We start from the raw sequence: 15,714 nt of genomic DNA on the forward strand, positions 1-15,714 counted from the left end.
CAACGGCGGTAAAGGCGCGGCTTCCAGAGAAGTGCGCCGATACCGCCGCCAGCGATTGCCTGATCAGCGATCGGGCAGGGTGATATTGAGTTCCAGAATCGAACAGCTGCCCTGGCTTTCCAGAGCGACCTGAACCTGATCGGACTCGATATTGACGTATTTACGGATCACTTCCACCAGCTCTTTCTGCAGGGCAGGCAGGTAGTCCGGCGTACTCCGCTGGCCACGTTCGTGGGCAACGATGATCTGTAGACGCTCTTTCGCGACCGAGGCCGTGCTTTCTTTTTTGCGGTCACGAAAGAAGTCAAAAATATTCATCATTTACCCCCGAACAGACGTTCAAAGAATCCTTTCTTATTCACATCCAGAAAACGGTGCTCAAGTGTCTTGCCCAGCAAGCGGTCGACCGCATCGCTGTACGCCTGACCGGCATCGCTCTGGTCATCCAGAATAACCGGCACGCCCTGGTTGGACGCTTTGAGAACCGCCTGGGATTCGGGAATCACGCCCAGCAGGGTCACCGCGAGGATTTCCTTGACGTCTTCCACGCCCAGCATCTCGCCCTTGCTCACACGCTCAGGGTTGTAGCGTGTCAGCAGCAGGTGTTCCTTGATCGGGTCCTGGCCCAGCTCGGCGCGACGCGATTTGCTGGCCAGCAGGCCCAGCATGCGGTCGGAGTCGCGTACCGACGAAACTTCCGGATTGGTCACGACAATCGCTTCATCGGCGAAATACATGGCCAGATGAGCACCGGTCTCGATGCCGGCCGGCGAGTCGCAAACCACGTATTCGAAGGTTTCCTTCAATTCCATGAGGACTTTTTCTACGCCCTCCTTGGTCAGTGCATCCTTGTCACGGGTCTGGCTGGCGGCCAGGACGAACAGGTTTTCGATCTTCTTGTCCTTGATCAAAGCCTGTTGCAGGTTGGCTTCGCCATTGACCACGTTGACGAAGTCATACACCACGCGACGCTCGCAGCCCATGATCAGGTCGAGGTTACGCAAGCCGACGTCGAAGTCGACGATGACAGTCTTGTGGCCACGCAGTGCGAGACCTGTACCGATGGCGGCGCTGGTAGTGGTCTTGCCCACACCACCCTTGCCGGATGTAACAACGAGAATCTTGGCCAAGGTGAATCACCCCTAGATGAAAAAGGACAGTTAGTCCTGAGAAGCATCTCGTGACGCAACGGGGGTCGAAGTATTCTGGAAATCAACAGGCATGGTCCTGGAAAGCTAGCACCCGGCTACTACTTTCAACTCATATGCCGACTGAAAAACAATGCTTTCAGGATTTCCTACAGCCTTGACGACCTTTTCGTGGCGAAACAGAGACACTTTGAAAATTGCGGCAGTATCCGTTAAAGACGAATGATGTTCAACACATCACCCGAAAGGCTTATCTGGACCGGCGAACCCCATAACGGGTCGCGGCGCAGGTCCTCGGAGACCTTGTACTGCCCGGCGATCGAAATCAGCTCGGCGCTCAGTTGCTGGCAGAAGATCCGTGCCCGCGTGTCACCCTTGATACCCGCCAGTGCCCTGCCGCGCATCGGGCCGTACACATGGATGTTTCCATCGGCCAGAAGTTCCGCACCGGGACTGACTGGCGCAACCACCACCAGATCGCCACCCTGGGCATAAATCTGCTGACCGCCGCGTACAGGCGCGGTAATCAACCGGGTTGGCTTGATGACCGGTTCTGGCGGTTTTTCCGGAATTTTCTTCGGCGCCTCGGCTTCGACCGGGTCCAGTACGCGCTCACGGGCGCCGGACGGCGGGAGTACCGGCAGGTCGACGGCGATGGCGGCGGCGATGTCTTCGATGCGATTGGCGCGAATCGCCAGGGTGCGCAGGCCGTGCTGGCGACAGATACGCACCAGACCGGGCAAATCCACCGGGCCTTCGTGCGGTGCGAGCTTGTCGAGCGCCAGAATCAGCGGTGTATTGCTGAAGAAGTTGGGGGCCTGCGCCACTTTCGCCGCCAGTTGCCTGTCGAGCGCTTCGAGATTGGCTCGGGTCAGCTCCATCACGGTGATGGCGAGCATGCTGCCCTTGAGCTGAAATACGGGTTCCGGGTTTTGCGATTCAATCTGGCTCATGGTTGATATACACAACAGCTTGTCGCTAAAAGTGCCGAGACTTATAGCGAGAACGCCCGCGAGCCGCAAGCGGGTCGAACCGTTGTAGAATGCGCGGCCTTTGTTCTGACGGAAGCCCAAATGGATCGCCCGCGCTTTAAAGCCAGTTTCCTTCATCCCCGTTTCTGGCCGTTGTGGCTGGGGCTGGGGCTTTTATGGCTGGTTGTTCAGTTGCCGTTTCGGGTCCTGCTGGTCATGGGGCGTGCGCTGGGCGCGCTCATGTATCGCGTGGCCACTGATCGAAAAAATATCGCTTCACGCAATCTGGAGCTGTGTTTCCCGCATTTGTCGGCTGACGAGCGCGAGCGCCTGTTGAAAGAAAACTTTGCCTCCACGGGCATCGCCTTCTTTGAAATGGCCATGAGCTGGTGGTGGTCCAGAAAACGCCTGGCAAAGCTGGCACAGGTTGAAGGGCTTGAACACCTGCAACAGGCTCAGCAGAGAGGCGAGGGCGTGATTCTGATGGCGTTGCACTTCACCACGCTGGAGATCGGCGCGGCGCTGTTGGGCCAGCGACACACCATCGATGGCATGTACCGCGAGCACAAGAGCCCGCTGTTCGACTTCATTCAGCGTCGCGGGCGCGAGCGTCACAACCTCGACTCACTGGCCATCGAGCGCGACGATGTGCGCGGCATGCTCAAGTTGCTGCGCGCCGGGCGGGCCATCTGGTATGCGCCGGATCAGGACTACGGCGCCAAGCAGAGCGTGTTCGTGCCGCTGTTCGGTATTCAGGCAGCAACTGTCACTGCCACCAGCAAATTTGCCCGACTGGGTCGTGCGCAAGTGGTGCCCTTCACCCAGCAGCGTCTGGCCGATGGCAGCGGTTATCGGCTGGTGATTCATCCGCCGCTGGAAGATTTTCCGGGTGAAAGCGACGAAGCCGATTGCCTGCGCATCAACCAGTGGGTAGAAAAAGCCGTGACCGAATGCCCGGAACAATATCTTTGGGCCCATCGACGTTTCAAAAGTCGACCGCCCGGTGAACCGAAGCTATACAACAAGCATAAATAAATAGCGTCTTCGATCACCGAGGTCAGTTGTAGATGCCAGAACCCGCCGTTGTGAGCAGTGCTGTGAGCAGTCAAGTCGAGCCCGTGACCGGGCTCATTCTGTCAGGTGGCGGTGCACGTGCCGCTTATCAAGTGGGGGTTCTTGCAGGTATCGCCGACCTGTTGCCTGCCGGGTCGCCCAATCCCTTTCCGGTCATCGTCGGCACCTCGGCAGGCGCGATCAATGCCGTGAAACTGGCCAGCGGCGCGTTGCATTTTCGCATTGCCATCCACCAGTTGACGGAGTTCTGGCAGTCATTTCGCAGTCATCAGGTGTTGCGCAGCGATTGGTCCGGGGTGATTCATCAGGCCAGCCGGTTCTTCGGGCGTAATATTCCGGTAGCCTTGCTCAATAGCTCACCGTTGCGCGATCTGCTCAACGAGCGTCTGGATTTTTCCGGGATCGAAGCGGCCATCGATGCTCATCACCTGCGTGCGGTGGCGGTGACCGCCTTCGGTTACGAGTCGGGGCAGGCAGTCACGTTCTATCAAGGTCGGGGCACTATCGAACCCTGGCTGCGTCATCGACGTATTGGCCGTCCGACGCAACTCAGCGTCGATCATCTGCTCGCCAGTTCGGCCATTCCCTTGCTGTTCGCCCCCGTGATGCTGGATCAGGAATATTTTGGCGACGGCGCCGTGCGGCAGTCGGCACCGATCAGCCCGGCGCTGCACCTGGGGGCCAATCGCGTGCTGGTGGTCGGCGTCAGCGGTAACCCGCGCGGGCTCAAGACCGACAGGCCGGCACCGCGTCCGCCGAGCGGCGTGCAGCCTACGCTGGCGCAGATCAGCGGTCACATGCTCAACAGCACGTTCATCGACAACCTCGAAAGCGATATCGAATTGCTGGAACGGCTGAACATGGCCAGTGCGCTGCTGCCCGATGATCAGATCAGGCAGCCGGGCATGGAGCCGGTTGAAGTGCTGGTGATTTCCCCAAGCCGTCCACTGGATGAAATCGCCGCCCGGCATCGTCGCGAACTGCCGCCAGCACTGCGTACCTTCATGCGCGGCCCGGGTGCAACCAAAAGCAGCGGCGCCAGTGTCCTCAGTTATCTGCTGTTCGAGTCGGGCTATTGCAGCGAGTTGATCGAGCTGGGCCGCCATGATGCGCTGGCTCAGGGCGCTGAGCTGAAGCGGTTCTTGAGGCTGGCCTAGGGTCTGTTCCCGTTTCATCGCGGCTCGCGATGAAACGGGAACAGACCCTGGTGTGAGCGAGAATCCGGATCGAACACCGGGTTCTCGGTCATGTCGGTAAAGGACGCGCGTCAAGCCGTCAAACGGTCTTCCCGAAAGTCGCGAAGCGCCTGTTCGATCTCTTCCCTGGTGTTCATCACAAACGGCCCGTATTGCACGATCGGTTCACGCAAGGGCTTGCCTGCAATCAACAGCACCCTTGCACCGCCGGCACTGCCGATCTGCAATGCGCCTTCGTCGGACAAGCGCGCCATCTGGCGCATGCCAATCGGTTGATTGCTGCCCGCAACCTCGATACTGCCCTCATACACATACAGCAACGCGCGGTGGCCTGCGGGCACGACCGGGCTGATGTGGCTGCCGGCCGGCAGGTGAAAGTCCAGATAAAGCGGTTCGGTGTCCGGGCGCTGCACCGCACCTGCCTGGCGAACAGCGCCGTCGTCGAAATGACCCGCGATCACCACCACCTCGATACCGGACTCGGTGGTCAGGCGGGGTACGTTTTCCGGCTGGATATCCTGGTAACTGGCTTCGTTCAGCTTGTTCTTGCCCGGCAGGTTCAGCCACAGCTGAAAGCCGCGCATGGTGCCTTCTTCCTGCTCAGGCATTTCGCTGTGGATGATTCCGCGCGCGGCAGTCATCCACTGCACGCCGCCACTTTGCAACAGGCCGACATTGCCCATGTGGTCTTCATGCCGCATGCGTCCTTCGAGCATATAAGTCACGGTCTCGAAGCCACGGTGCGGATGGGGCGGGAAGCCTGCGATATAGTCATCGGGCTGGTCCGAGCCAAACTCGTCGAGCATCAGGAAAGGGTCGAATTGCTCGACGCCCTTGCCGCCAAACACGCGTGTCAGACGCACACCTGCGCCGTCCGAGGCAGGTTGGCCCGCGTGGATGGACAGCACTTTACGAAATTGAGTCATGAAAACAGAGCACTCCTGATCAGGTGACAGTGAGTGTCATGGTATGCTCGCGTTATCGATAAACAGATTCAAATCCCGGAACGAAATAATCGTATTTATCGATAGGTCAACTGAGCTGAGCGGTAATGGCGGGGGAGAACAAAGGCTGCCAAAGCAGCCTCGGCAAGTCAGTGGGTGCTGCCTTGCGCAGACATCGCCAGTAGCTGTTTTTCCTGATTCCAGTCAAATGGCTCGTCGTTCTGCTCTGCTTCGTAACGGCGCTCTTCGAGTGCCTGATACAACTCGATTTCGTCATCCGGCATGAAGTGCAGGCAGTCACCGGCAAAAAACCACAGCAGGTCGCGAGGCACCAGATGGGCGATCTGCGGGTAACGCTGAATCACCTGACACAGAATGTCCTGCCCCAGATACTGGCTTTCAATCGGGTCCAGCGGCAGTTGTTCGACCAGATCGTCGAAGCGCTCCATGAACAGCGCATGACTTTCTTCCGGAACCTGCTCGGCCTCGCCCAGCGCGACCAGAATGCTGCGCAGATGAGCCAGCAGCCCTAGTTGGTAGTCGAGAGTGGCGTCGGCCATCGGGTATTCCTCAAATGCAAAAACAGGCGCGAGAGTATAAAGCCCTGCGCGCCTGCTGTGGTGGTTGACCTGATGGTTAGCGGATTTTGCCCGCGGTCAGGGTCAGTTCTTCCTTGTCGAAATCATCCACATCGATCACCACACGCCGCGCTGCCTCGGCGGCCCGCAGGGTCTGAACTTCATCGGCCTGCAACACGCCGAGGCGCAATGCCGCGTCGATGGCGTGTTCGCCTGCTTCGGGTTTGACTTGGCCACTCTTGAGCGCTACTTGCAGTTTCTTGTGCAGCGGGTACGCAGTGCTCAGCAGGTCGACGGCATGCTGCAGGGCGCCAACCGGATCTTCTGCCGATTGCGGGCGATAGCAGCCAGCCAGCAACTCTTCCAGCGTTGGATCACCCTTGCTGCGGCCCAGCACCTGGGCAACTTCGGCGTCCAGCTTGTCCGACGGCCCTTTGTGGCGGCGGCCGAACGGAAATACCACGGCGCGCAGCAACCCGCCGAGAATCCGGTTGGGGAAGTTGCTGAGAATCTCATCCATCGCGCGTTCCGAATGGCCGAGGCTTTCTTCCATGGCCCAGCGAAACAGCGGGCTCATGTGATCCGGCGAGCCGAGATCGTGATAACGTTTGAGGGCTGCCGAGGCCAGATACATGTGGCTGAGCACATCGCCGAGACGTGCCGACAGACGTTCGCGGCGCTTCAGTTCGCCGCCCAGCAGCATCATGCTCAGGTCCGCCAGCATCGCGAATGCAGCCGCCTGACGGTTGAGCGCGCGGAAATAACCCTGGCTTAGGCTGTTGCCCGGCGCGCGTTCGAAGTGGCCGAAGCCCAGATTGAGAATCAGCGTGCTGGCCGCATTGCTGACTGCAAAGCCAATGTGCTTGAGCAGCAGGGTGTCGAACTCGGCCAGCGCCTGTTGTTTGTCTTCACGCCCGGCCAGCGCCATCTCCTTGAGTACGAACGGATGGCAGCGAATGGCGCCCTGACCGAAGATCATCAGGTTGCGCGAAAGAATATTAGCGCCTTCAACGGTGATGAAGATCGGCGCGCCTTGCCAGTTGCGGCCCAGGTAGTTGTTCGGGCCCATGATGATGCCCTTGCCGCCATGCACGTCCATCGCGTGGCCAATGCACTCGCGGCCACGCTCGGTCAGGTGGTACTTGAGGATCGCTGACAGTACCGATGGCTTTTCGCCCAGATCGACTGCATTGGCGGTCAGCATGCGCGCACTGTCCATCAGCCAGGCGTTGCCGCCGATGCGCGCCAGCGCTTCCTGAATCCCTTCAAAGGCCGACAGCGGTACATTGAATTGCTCGCGTACTTTGGCGTACTGGCCGGTGACCAGGCTGGTGTACTTGGCCGCGCCGGTACCCACGGCAGGCAACGAGATCGAGCGACCCACCGACAGGCAGTTCATCAGCATCATCCAGCCTTTGCCCAGCATTGGCTGACCACCGATCAGGTAGCTCAGCGGCACGAACACGTCTTTGCCCGAGTTGGGGCCGTTCATGAACGCAGCGCCCAGCGGCAGGTGACGACGACCGATTTCGACGCCCGGCGTGTCAGTCGGGATCAGCGCCAGGCTGATGCCCAGGTCTTCTTCCTCGCCCAGCAAGTGCTCAGGGTCGTAAGCCTTGAACGCCAGACCGAGCAGGGTCGCCACCGGGCCGAGGGTGATGTAGCGTTTTTCCCAGGTCAGGCGCAGGCCGATGACTTCTTCGCCTTGCCACTGGCCTTTGCAGATGATCCCGGTGTCAGGCATCGCACCGGCATCGGAACCGGCGAGCGGGCCGGTCAGGGCGAAGCACGGAATATCATCGCCACGCGCCAGACGCGGCAAGTAGTGATTGCGTTGTTCGTCGGTACCGTAATGCAGCAGCAACTCCGCAGGGCCTAGGGAGTTGGGGACCATCACGGTGGACGCCAGGTCGCCGCTGCGGGTCGCCAGTTTCATCGCCACCTGAGAATGCGCGTAGGCCGAAAAGCCTTTGCCGCCGAACTCTTTGGGGATGATCAGGGCGAAAAAGCCGTGCGTTTTCATGTGCGCCCAGGCTTCGGGCGGCAGGTCCATCGCCTGACCGATCTCCCAGTCGCTGACCATCGCGCAGAGCTCTTCGGTCGGGCCGTCAATAAAGGCCTGTTCTTCCTCAGTCAGTTGGACCTTTGGATAAGCCAGCAACTTGTCCCAATCCGGACGACCGCTGAACAGTTCGCCGTCCCACCAGACCGTCCCGGCGTCGATCGCGTCGCGCTCGGTTTCCGACATGGGCGGTAACACTTTCTGGAACCAGTTGAACATCGGTGCAGTGAAATGCTTGCGGCGCAGATCAGGCAGTATCAACGGTATGAATACCGCCAGCCACAGCAACCAGAACACTGTCAGCAACCATCCCGGCGCGTGGCTGAACATGCCCATCGCCAGCAAATAGACAGCCACCACGCCAAGCGCCGGAAGCGGGTCGGTACGTCGATGAGCCAGCCAGGCAATGCCGACGACCAGCACTACAATCCACAACAACAGCATAGGTATTCCTCCATGATGACAGCCGTCTCGGCAGCTATCAGGAAACTGGTCGCCAGGCAGTGGTGGGGCGACAACGATAGTGACCCTCGCTTGACGAGGAAGTTGCCGCAGGATAAGGGTAGACTGGCGTGTGGTTGGTTTCAGGACATTACTGATCAGCACACTATCGTTCAGTGCGATGCATTCAGTGGCATCCATGTCAGTGGCATTCATTGTTCAGTGCTATGCGAGGGGAACGCAATGCTCAAAATCTGGGGACGGAAAAATTCCAGCAACGTGCGCAAGGCACTCTGGATTGCCGAGGAAGTCGGGGTTCGGTACGAAACGCAGGATGCCGGTGGCGCATTCGGGCTGGTCAACGAAGCGCAGTACAGGGCTAAAAACCCCAACGGCCGTATTCCGATGATCGAAGACGGCGACTTTGTGCTCTGGGAGTCCAATGCCATCGTGCGTTATCTGGCAGCACGCCATGCCCCGAATTCCGACCTTTATCCGGCGGATCTGCAGGCGCGTGCCCTGGCTGACAAGTGGATGGACTGGACCACATCGACCATTGCCGCCCCGTTCAGCCCGCTCTTCTGGGGCGTGGTGCGAACGCCGGCCGACAAACAGGACCGGGCAGCCATCGAGCAAGGCATTCAGACGCTGCACGGGTTGCTGCTGGTCGCCGATGAAGCACTTTCCCGTCAACCGTATCTGTCCGGTGAGGCATTCGGCATGGGGGACATTCCCTTGGGCTGCTTTGCCTACGGCTGGTTCGAAATGCCGATTGAACGCCCGCCGCTGCCTCACCTCCAAGCCTGGTATGAACGTCTCAAGACCCGCCCGGCATATCGCAAGGCGGTGATGAGCCCGTTGACCTGATGGTGCTCGGCTGGCGTCATGTCCGGCGCTTGATATGTACTATTAACAGATGTGTCTGTACTTGAACCGCCCGGCCGAGCACCATTGCCGGGCTGGGTCGTTACGGACGATGGCTGTTTCCAGTCAGATTCATTTCCTTTTTCCTGATGGGTATTTCTTCCGATATGTCTTCTGCTCTGTCCATTCGGCAGCTCACCAAAACCTACGGCAACGGTTTCCAGGCCTTGAGTGGCATCGACCTGGACGTGGCTGAAGGTGATTTTTTCGCGTTGCTTGGCCCTAATGGCGCCGGCAAATCCACCACCATCGGTGTCATCTCGACGCTGGTCAACAAGACCAGCGGAACGGTGAACATCTTCGGCCACGATCTGGATCGCGAGCCTGCTGCGCTCAAACGTTCCATTGGCGTGGTGCCGCAAGAGTTCAACTTCAACCAGTTCGAGAAGACCTTCGACATCGTCGTGACTCAGGCCGGCTACTACGGCATTCCGGCGAAGATCGCCAAGGAGCGCGCCGAGCAATATCTGACCCAGCTGGGCCTGTGGGACAAGCGCGACGTGCCTTCGCGTTCGCTGTCCGGCGGCATGAAGCGGCGCCTGATGATCGCCCGCGCGCTGATTCACGAGCCGCGCCTGCTGATCCTCGATGAGCCCACTGCGGGCGTTGACATCGAACTGCGCCGCTCGATGTGGACCTTCCTCACCGAACTGAACAAGCAGGGCATCACCATCATCCTGACCACCCACTACCTGGAAGAGGCCGAGCAGCTGTGCCGTAACATCGGCATCATCGACCACGGGGTGATTGTGCAAAACACCGGGATGAAGCAATTGCTCGCCACTCTGACCGTCGAGACGTTCGTGCTGGACCTCAAGGAATCCTGGCAGAGCGCTCCGCAGTTGCCCGGCTTTCCCTGCCGCCTGCTGGACAGCCACACGTTGGAGGTCCAGGTCGACAAGCATGTCGGCATCACCGCGTTGTTCAGCCAGTTGGCGTTCCAGAACATCGAAGTGCTGAGCCTGCGCAATAAATCCAATCGTCTCGAGGAGCTGTTTGTGTCTCTGGTTGAAAAGAACCTGGCGAAGGTGGCGCTATGACTGTACAAAACGGCGAACTGCGTCCCAACCTGGTGGCCCTGAAAACCATCGTCTATCGCGAAATCCACCGTTTCATGCGGATCTGGCCGCAGACCCTGCTGCCGCCAGCGATCACCATGGTCCTGTACTTCGTGATCTTCGGTAACCTGATCGGCCGCCAGATCGGTGACATGGGCGGCTTCACTTACATGCAGTACATCGTGCCCGGCCTGATCATGATGTCGGTGATCACCAACTCCTACGGCAACGTGGTCTCCAGCTTTTTCGGCGCCAAGTTTCAGCACTCCATCGAAGAACTGATGGTCTCGCCGGTTTCGCCGCACACCATCCTGGTCGGTTATGTCCTGGGCGGCGTGCTGCGCGGCCTGATGGTGGGCTTCATTGTCACCCTGTTGTCGATGTTCTTCACCGACCTGCAAGTGCATCACCTCGGCGTAACCATCATCGTGGTCGTGCTGACGGCGACGATCTTCTCGCTGCTGGGCTTCATCAACGCCGTGTTCGCACGCAACTTCGACGACATCTCGATCATCCCGACCTTCGTTCTGACCCCGCTGACCTACCTGGGCGGCGTGTTCTACTCGATCAACCTGCTGCCACCGTTCTGGCAGACCGTCTCGCTGGCCAACCCGGTCCTGCACATGGTCAACGCCTTCCGCTACGGCATTCTGGGCGTCTCCGACATCAAGATCAGCATCGCCCTGGCATTCATGATCGTCGCGACCCTCGTACTGTATGTCGGTTGTGCACGGCTGCTGGTGAGCGGGCGTGGTATGCGTCAGTAACACATCGGCCTCGACCCGCCATGACGGCGGGTCGGCAGGTGTCGCTCCTCTTCCTTTCAAATGCTGCAACACTCCATCCCTACTGACGTTTCGATACTGCGCTAATCCTTAACGCTTTCCGCCTCAAGGATCCATCATGCGCACAGGGATGATCGCGCTCGCGCTGGGGCTGGTGGCCTTGCGTTTTCTGCCTGCCTTGCCGCCGACCTTGCTGTTGCTGCTGATGCCGGTGGTGGCATTGATGCTGCTGCCGTTTCGTACCTATCCAGTGGCGCTGTTTCTGCTCGGTTTCACGTGGGCGTGCGTTTCGGCGCAGTGGGCATTGAATGATCGTCTGTCGCAGCGGCTGGATGGGCAGACGTTGTGGGTGCAAGGCAAGGTGGTCGGGCTGCCGAGTGTCGCCGAGGGCGTGGTGCGTTTCGAGCTGGAGGACGCCCGCTCACGGCGAGCGACGTTACCTGCGCTGATGCGTGTGGCCTGGTACGGCGGTCCCGAGATACGCAGTGGCGAGCGCTGGCGTCTGGCGGTCAAACTCAAGCGTCCTGGCGGGCTGGTCAATCCGGATGCCTTCGATTATCAGGCCTGGTTGCTGGCGCAGCGTATCGGTGCGACCGGCACTGTGGCAGACGGCCAGCTGCTGGCCCCGGCGCGTGGGGCGTGGCGCGACGGCATTCGACAGCGGTTGCTGGCGGTCGATGCGCAGGGCCGGGAAGGCGGGCTGGCCGCGTTAGTGCTGGGCGATGGCTCGGGTTTGTCGCGCACCGACTGGCAGGTGCTGCAAGACACCGGCACGGTGCATCTGCTGGTGATTTCCGGTCAGCACATTGGCTTGCTCGCCGGGGTGGTCTATGCGCTGGTTGCCGGCCTGGCGCGTTGGGGAGTTTGGCTGCGAGCGTTTCCCTGGCTACCCAGTGCTTGCGTCCTGGCGTTTGGCGCGGCGTTGGGTTACGGGCTGCTGGCCGGTTTCGAAGTGCCAGTGCGGCGCGCCTGTGTGATGGTCGCCATGGTGCTGCTCTGGCGTCTGCGTTTTCGGCATCTGGGCGTGGTCTGGCCGTTGCTGCTGTCATTTAACACGGTGCTGATCTTCGAGCCGCTGGTCACGTTGCAACCGGGCTTCTGGTTGTCATTCGCGGCAGTCGGCATTCTGCTGCTTATTTTCAGCGGCCGGCTGGGAGCCTGGCGCTGGTGGCAGAGCTGGACGCGTGCGCAATGGTTGATCGCTATCGGGCTGCTGCCGATTCTGCTGGCGCTGAACCTGCCGATCAGCCTCAGCGGTCCGTTTGCCAACCTTGTCGCTGTGCCATGGGTCAGCGTGATCGTTCTGCCGCCCGCATTGCTCGGGACGCTGCTGTTGCCGGTCCCGCTTTTGGGTGAAGGGCTGTTATGGCTGGCCGGAGGTGCGCTGGAATGGCTGTTCATGTTTCTCGACCGGGTCGCCGCAGTGCTGCCTGCCTGGTTGCCCAGTGCCGTGCCGGGTTGGGCCTGGGGGTTGAGTTTTTTTGGGGCCTTGTTGTTATTGCTGCCCAGAGGCGTGCCGATGCGTCCGCTGGGTTGGCCGCTGCTGCTGTTGTGCGTGTTCCCGCCGCTTGAGGAAGTGCCAGACGGGCAGGTTGAAGTCCTGCAACTGGACGTGGGGCAGGGGCTGGCGATTCTGTTGCGTACGCGCAATCACACCCTGTTGTATGACGCCGGGCCGCGCTTCGGCGAGTTCGATATCGGTCAGCGTGTGGTCGTGCCTGCCATCCGCAAAGCCGGTGTCCGTCGCCTTGATCTGATGCTGATCAGCCATGCCGATGCGGATCACGCCGGTGGTGCCCTGGCGGTTCATCAGGCCTTCCCGGTGACGCGGGTGCTGGGCGGTGAGCGGGCCAGGCTCGCCCCGCAACTCAACGCGGCGCTGTGCGAAAGCGGCGAGCGCTGGGAATGGGATGGCGTGGTTTTCAGCACCTGGCGCTGGGAACAGGCTCCCGACGGTAATGCGGCCTCCTGCATCCTGAGCGTCGACGCGGGTGGCGAGCGCCTGCTGCTGGCGGGCGACATCGATGTTCATGCCGAGCGTGCGGCCATGGACAGTGGCTTCGATCTGCGCGCTCACTGGTTGCAGTCCCCGCACCATGGCAGTCGGTCATCTTCATCGAAACCCTTTCTTCAGGCTGTCGCGCCCGTCGGCGTGTTGATCTCCCGAGGGCGCAACAATGCGTTCGGGCATCCGCATCCGCGGGTCATGGCGCGTTACCGATGGCTGGGCATCGCGAGTTACGACAGCGCTGAACTGGGTGCCATCAGTCTGCAACTGCGTACATTCGGTCCGCCCCGTGCAGAGCGTGCGCAGCGGCGTTTCTGGCGTGATTGAGTGCGCGGATATCGATCTCGGCGCTCGGCATCCGGTGGCCCTATGGTAGAGTGGCGCCAATTTTTCGATGGAGTGATCACTGTGTGGGAACTGGTCAAGTCTGGCGGCTGGATGATGCTGCCAATCATTTTGAGTTCCATTGCCGCTGCCGGCATCATCATCGAGCGTTTATGGACGCTGCGGGCCAGCCGGATTGCCCCGCCGCATCTGTTGGGACAGGCCTGGCAGTGGATTCAGGAAAACAGGCTCGACAGCGAAAAGCTCAAGCAACTGCGCGCCGATTCACCCTTGGGTGAAATCCTCGCCGCAGGTCTGGCGAACTCCAGGCATGGTCGCGAGATCATGAAAGAGTGCATCGAAGAAGCCGCCGCCCGTGTCATTCATGACCTGGAGCGCTACCTGAGCGCGCTGGGCTCGATTGCTGCCATGGCGCCACTGCTCGGCCTGCTCGGTACAGTGCTGGGCATGATCGAGATTTTCGGCTCGTTCAACAGTTCCGGCGCGACCGCCAATGCCGGCGTGCTGGCAAGCGGCATTTCCAAGGCGCTGATCTGTACCGCATCGGGCCTGATCGTCGCGATCCCGGCGATCTTCTTTCATCGCTTTCTGCAAAGCCGTGTCGACGAGCTGGTGGTTGGCATGGAGCAGCAGGCGATTCGTCTGGTTGAAGTGGTGCAGGGCGACCGTGATGTCGATCTGATCGACGCCAAGGTTGATCTCAAGTCGCTCGCCAAAGCGGGCGGGAGCAAGAAGAAGTGAAATTTCGCCGCCGCAGACCCCGCGAAAACATCGACATCAATCTGGTTTCCCTGATTGACGTGGTGTTCATCCTGCTGCTGTTCTTCATCGTGACCACCACCTTTACCCGTGAAACCCAATTGCGCGTGGACCTGCCGCAGGCGGTAACCGGCACGCCGGAGGTGGACGCTGCGGCAAAACATCTGGACATCGCCATCAACGCCGACGGGATCTTTTCCCTGAACAATCAGCTGTTGCCGAAAAACGATCTGGCGACGCTGATCGAGGCCTTGCAGCGCGAGTCGGCGGGCGATACCAGTTTGCCGCTGTCGATCAGTGCCGATGGCAAGACGCCGCACCAGTCGGTCATTACCGCCATGGACGCAGCAGGCAAACTGGGTTTCAGTCATTTGCGCATGACCACTGTCGAGGCCACATCGGCTAACTGATGGCACTTACCGATCGTTTGCTCGCCGCCTGGTACAAGGGCCATCCCGCGCTGACGCTTTTGCGCCCGCTGGAAAGCCTCTACCGGCGGGTGGTCGACGGCAAGCGTGCGCGCTTTCTCGCCGGTGAGGGGGATATCTATCGCGCTCCGGTGCCGGTGATCGTGGTCGGTAACATCACCATCGGTGGTACCGGCAAGACGCCGCTGATTCTCTGGATGATCGAACACTGCCGTCAACGCGGCCTGCGGGTGGGCGTCGTCAGTCGTGGTTATGGTGCCAGACCGCGGAGTCTGCCGTGGCGCGTGCTGCCCGGGCAAAACGCCAGCGAGGCGGGTGACGAGCCGCTGCTCATCGTGCAGCGCAGCAGTGTGCCGCTGGTGATCGATCCGGATCGCAGTCGCGCCGTTCAGGCCTTGCTCGCGGCCGAGCCGCTGGACCTGATTCTTTCCGACGATGGCCTGCAGCATTACCGCCTGGCCCGTGACCTGGAACTGGTGCTGATCGATGCCGCTCGCGGTCTGGGCAATCGCCGCTGCCTGCCCGCCGGCCCGTTGCGCGAGCCGGTCGAGCGGCTGGGCAGTGTCGATGCCCTGCTGTACAACGGGGCGACGTCTGACCGCGACGATGGCTATGGGTTTACGCTCAAACCCGCTGCGCTGATCAACCTGCGCAGCGGTGAACGCCAACCGGTGGATTTCTTCCCGGCCGGGCAGGCGCTTCACGCGGTCGCCGGAATCGGCAACCCGCAACGTTTCTTCAATACCCTCGAAGGACTACACTGGCGGCCGGTGGCTCACGCGTTCGCCGACCATGCGGTCTACAGTGCTCAGGCGCTGACCTTCACCCCGTCGCTACCCTTGGTCATGACCGAGAAGGATGCGGTGAAATGTCGGGCGTTCGCAGCCGATGACTGGTGGTATCTAGCGGTGGATGCAGTACCGTCCGATGCCTTCGTCAGATGGTTCGACGAGCAACTGCTACGTCTTTCTCCATGATTGCTTCAGGATCTCC

At 60.4% G+C, this 15,714-nt stretch carries 15 protein-coding genes; 9 read left to right on the forward strand and 6 right to left on the reverse strand.

Annotated features, from left to right (window positions below; translation table 11 throughout):
- Positions 1–63: 63 nt before the first annotated feature.
- The 3 genes from minE to minC form a co-directional block, all read right to left on the reverse strand.
- On the reverse strand, positions 64–318 hold the full coding sequence (gene minE, locus BLT55_RS03820) for a cell division topological specificity factor MinE (protein ID WP_002552653.1): 255 nt from the start codon (positions 316–318) through the stop codon (positions 64–66).
- On the reverse strand, positions 318–1,130 hold the full coding sequence (gene minD / locus BLT55_RS03825) for a septum site-determining protein MinD (protein ID WP_007253434.1): 813 nt from the start codon (positions 1,128–1,130) through the stop codon (positions 318–320). Before minD ends, minE begins: the two co-directional genes overlap by 1 nt.
- A 230-nt stretch (positions 1,131–1,360) precedes the next feature.
- A complete protein-coding gene (gene minC, locus BLT55_RS03830; protein WP_055001170.1) occupies positions 1,361–2,101 on the reverse strand; it encodes a septum site-determining protein MinC in 741 nt (246 codons plus the stop codon).
- Between the two features lie 120 nt (positions 2,102–2,221).
- Here minC and BLT55_RS03835 point away from each other — a divergent pair, with 120 nt between their 5' ends.
- Both BLT55_RS03835 and BLT55_RS03840 read left to right on the forward strand, forming a co-directional pair.
- Positions 2,222–3,154 (forward strand): lipid A biosynthesis lauroyl acyltransferase, encoded by a 933-nt coding sequence (locus tag BLT55_RS03835; RefSeq protein WP_055001169.1) that lies wholly within the window; start codon positions 2,222–2,224, stop codon positions 3,152–3,154.
- A 32-nt stretch (positions 3,155–3,186) separates the two neighbouring features.
- Entirely contained in the window at positions 3,187–4,350 is a 1,164-nt protein-coding gene (locus tag BLT55_RS03840) for a patatin-like phospholipase family protein (RefSeq protein WP_055001168.1), read from the forward strand.
- A gap of 110 nt (positions 4,351–4,460) precedes the next feature.
- Here BLT55_RS03840 and BLT55_RS03845 read toward each other — a convergent pair whose 3' ends face one another.
- The 3 genes from BLT55_RS03845 to BLT55_RS03855 all read right to left on the reverse strand — a co-directional run bounded on the left by BLT55_RS03845 (position 4,461) and on the right by BLT55_RS03855 (position 8,417).
- Positions 4,461–5,315: a pirin family protein gene (locus tag BLT55_RS03845; protein WP_055001167.1), complete on the reverse strand. Its 855-nt coding sequence runs from the start codon at positions 5,313–5,315 to the stop codon at positions 4,461–4,463.
- Between the two features lie 167 nt (positions 5,316–5,482).
- On the reverse strand, positions 5,483–5,893 hold the full coding sequence (locus tag BLT55_RS03850; protein WP_007253439.1) for a PA2817 family protein: 411 nt from the start codon (positions 5,891–5,893) through the stop codon (positions 5,483–5,485).
- A 76-nt stretch (positions 5,894–5,969) separates the two neighbouring features.
- The gene (locus tag BLT55_RS03855; RefSeq protein ID WP_055001166.1) at positions 5,970–8,417 is read right to left on the reverse strand and encodes an acyl-CoA dehydrogenase; all 2,448 of its coding nucleotides are present in this window, start codon (positions 8,415–8,417) and stop codon (positions 5,970–5,972) included.
- 240 nt (positions 8,418–8,657) lie between these two features.
- On the opposite strand from BLT55_RS03855, the gene BLT55_RS03860 reads away from it, so the two are divergent.
- The 7 genes from BLT55_RS03860 (at position 8,658) to lpxK (ending at position 15,698) form a co-directional block, all read left to right on the forward strand.
- Complete coding sequence (locus BLT55_RS03860) at positions 8,658–9,281, forward strand: glutathione S-transferase (RefSeq protein ID WP_055001165.1); 624 nt, start codon at positions 8,658–8,660, stop codon at positions 9,279–9,281.
- 164 nt (positions 9,282–9,445) lie between these two features.
- Positions 9,446–10,378 (forward strand): ABC transporter ATP-binding protein, encoded by a 933-nt coding sequence (locus BLT55_RS03865; RefSeq protein WP_007253442.1) that lies wholly within the window; start codon positions 9,446–9,448, stop codon positions 10,376–10,378.
- Positions 10,375–11,163, forward strand: coding sequence for an ABC transporter permease (locus tag BLT55_RS03870; RefSeq protein WP_007253443.1), 789 nt, complete (start codon positions 10,375–10,377; stop codon positions 11,161–11,163). The genes BLT55_RS03865 and BLT55_RS03870 overlap by 4 nt, the downstream gene beginning before the upstream one ends.
- Positions 11,164–11,299: 136 nt before the next feature.
- Positions 11,300–13,516, forward strand: coding sequence for a DNA internalization-related competence protein ComEC/Rec2 (locus tag BLT55_RS03875; RefSeq protein ID WP_055001164.1), 2,217 nt, complete (start codon positions 11,300–11,302; stop codon positions 13,514–13,516).
- Positions 13,517–13,558: 42 nt separating this feature from the next.
- The gene (locus BLT55_RS03880) at positions 13,559–14,275 is read left to right on the forward strand and encodes a MotA/TolQ/ExbB proton channel family protein (RefSeq protein WP_074800049.1); all 717 of its coding nucleotides are present in this window, start codon (positions 13,559–13,561) and stop codon (positions 14,273–14,275) included.
- Positions 14,272–14,703 carry an ExbD/TolR family protein gene (locus BLT55_RS03885; RefSeq protein ID WP_007253407.1) on the forward strand — a complete coding sequence of 144 codons (432 nt, stop codon included), beginning with the start codon at positions 14,272–14,274 and terminating at the stop codon, positions 14,701–14,703. The genes BLT55_RS03880 and BLT55_RS03885 overlap by 4 nt, the downstream gene beginning before the upstream one ends.
- Positions 14,703–15,698 carry a tetraacyldisaccharide 4'-kinase gene (lpxK, locus tag BLT55_RS03890; RefSeq protein ID WP_055001162.1) on the forward strand — a complete coding sequence of 332 codons (996 nt, stop codon included), beginning with the start codon at positions 14,703–14,705 and terminating at the stop codon, positions 15,696–15,698. Before BLT55_RS03885 ends, lpxK begins: the two co-directional genes overlap by 1 nt.
- Positions 15,699–15,714: the final 16 nt, after the last annotated feature.

Source organism: Pseudomonas cannabina (assembly GCF_900100365.1).
GTDB lineage: Bacteria > Pseudomonadota > Gammaproteobacteria > Pseudomonadales > Pseudomonadaceae > Aquipseudomonas > Aquipseudomonas cannabina.

Excerpts from the sequence above, each read along its gene's own strand:
- minE (WP_002552653.1), bottom strand. The coding sequence starts at position 318 with ATGAATATTTTTGACTTCTTTCGTGACCGCAAAAAAGAAAGCACGGCC.
- minC (WP_055001170.1), bottom strand. The coding sequence starts at position 2,101 with ATGAGCCAGATTGAATCGCAAAACCCGGAACCCGTATTTCAGCTCAAG.
- BLT55_RS03835 (WP_055001169.1), top strand. The coding sequence starts at position 2,222 with ATGGATCGCCCGCGCTTTAAAGCCAGTTTCCTTCATCCCCGTTTCTGG.
- BLT55_RS03840 (WP_055001168.1), top strand. The coding sequence starts at position 3,187 with ATGCCAGAACCCGCCGTTGTGAGCAGTGCTGTGAGCAGTCAAGTCGAG.
- BLT55_RS03845 (WP_055001167.1), bottom strand. The coding sequence starts at position 5,315 with ATGACTCAATTTCGTAAAGTGCTGTCCATCCACGCGGGCCAACCTGCC.
- BLT55_RS03850 (WP_007253439.1), bottom strand. The coding sequence starts at position 5,893 with ATGGCCGACGCCACTCTCGACTACCAACTAGGGCTGCTGGCTCATCTG.
- BLT55_RS03855 (WP_055001166.1), bottom strand. The coding sequence starts at position 8,417 with ATGCTGTTGTTGTGGATTGTAGTGCTGGTCGTCGGCATTGCCTGGCTG.
- BLT55_RS03860 (WP_055001165.1), top strand. The coding sequence starts at position 8,658 with ATGCTCAAAATCTGGGGACGGAAAAATTCCAGCAACGTGCGCAAGGCA.
- BLT55_RS03865 (WP_007253442.1), top strand. The coding sequence starts at position 9,446 with ATGTCTTCTGCTCTGTCCATTCGGCAGCTCACCAAAACCTACGGCAAC.
- BLT55_RS03870 (WP_007253443.1), top strand. The coding sequence starts at position 10,375 with ATGACTGTACAAAACGGCGAACTGCGTCCCAACCTGGTGGCCCTGAAA.
- BLT55_RS03875 (WP_055001164.1), top strand. The coding sequence starts at position 11,300 with ATGCGCACAGGGATGATCGCGCTCGCGCTGGGGCTGGTGGCCTTGCGT.
- BLT55_RS03880 (WP_074800049.1), top strand. The coding sequence starts at position 13,559 with ATGGTAGAGTGGCGCCAATTTTTCGATGGAGTGATCACTGTGTGGGAA.
- lpxK (WP_055001162.1), top strand. The coding sequence starts at position 14,703 with ATGGCACTTACCGATCGTTTGCTCGCCGCCTGGTACAAGGGCCATCCC.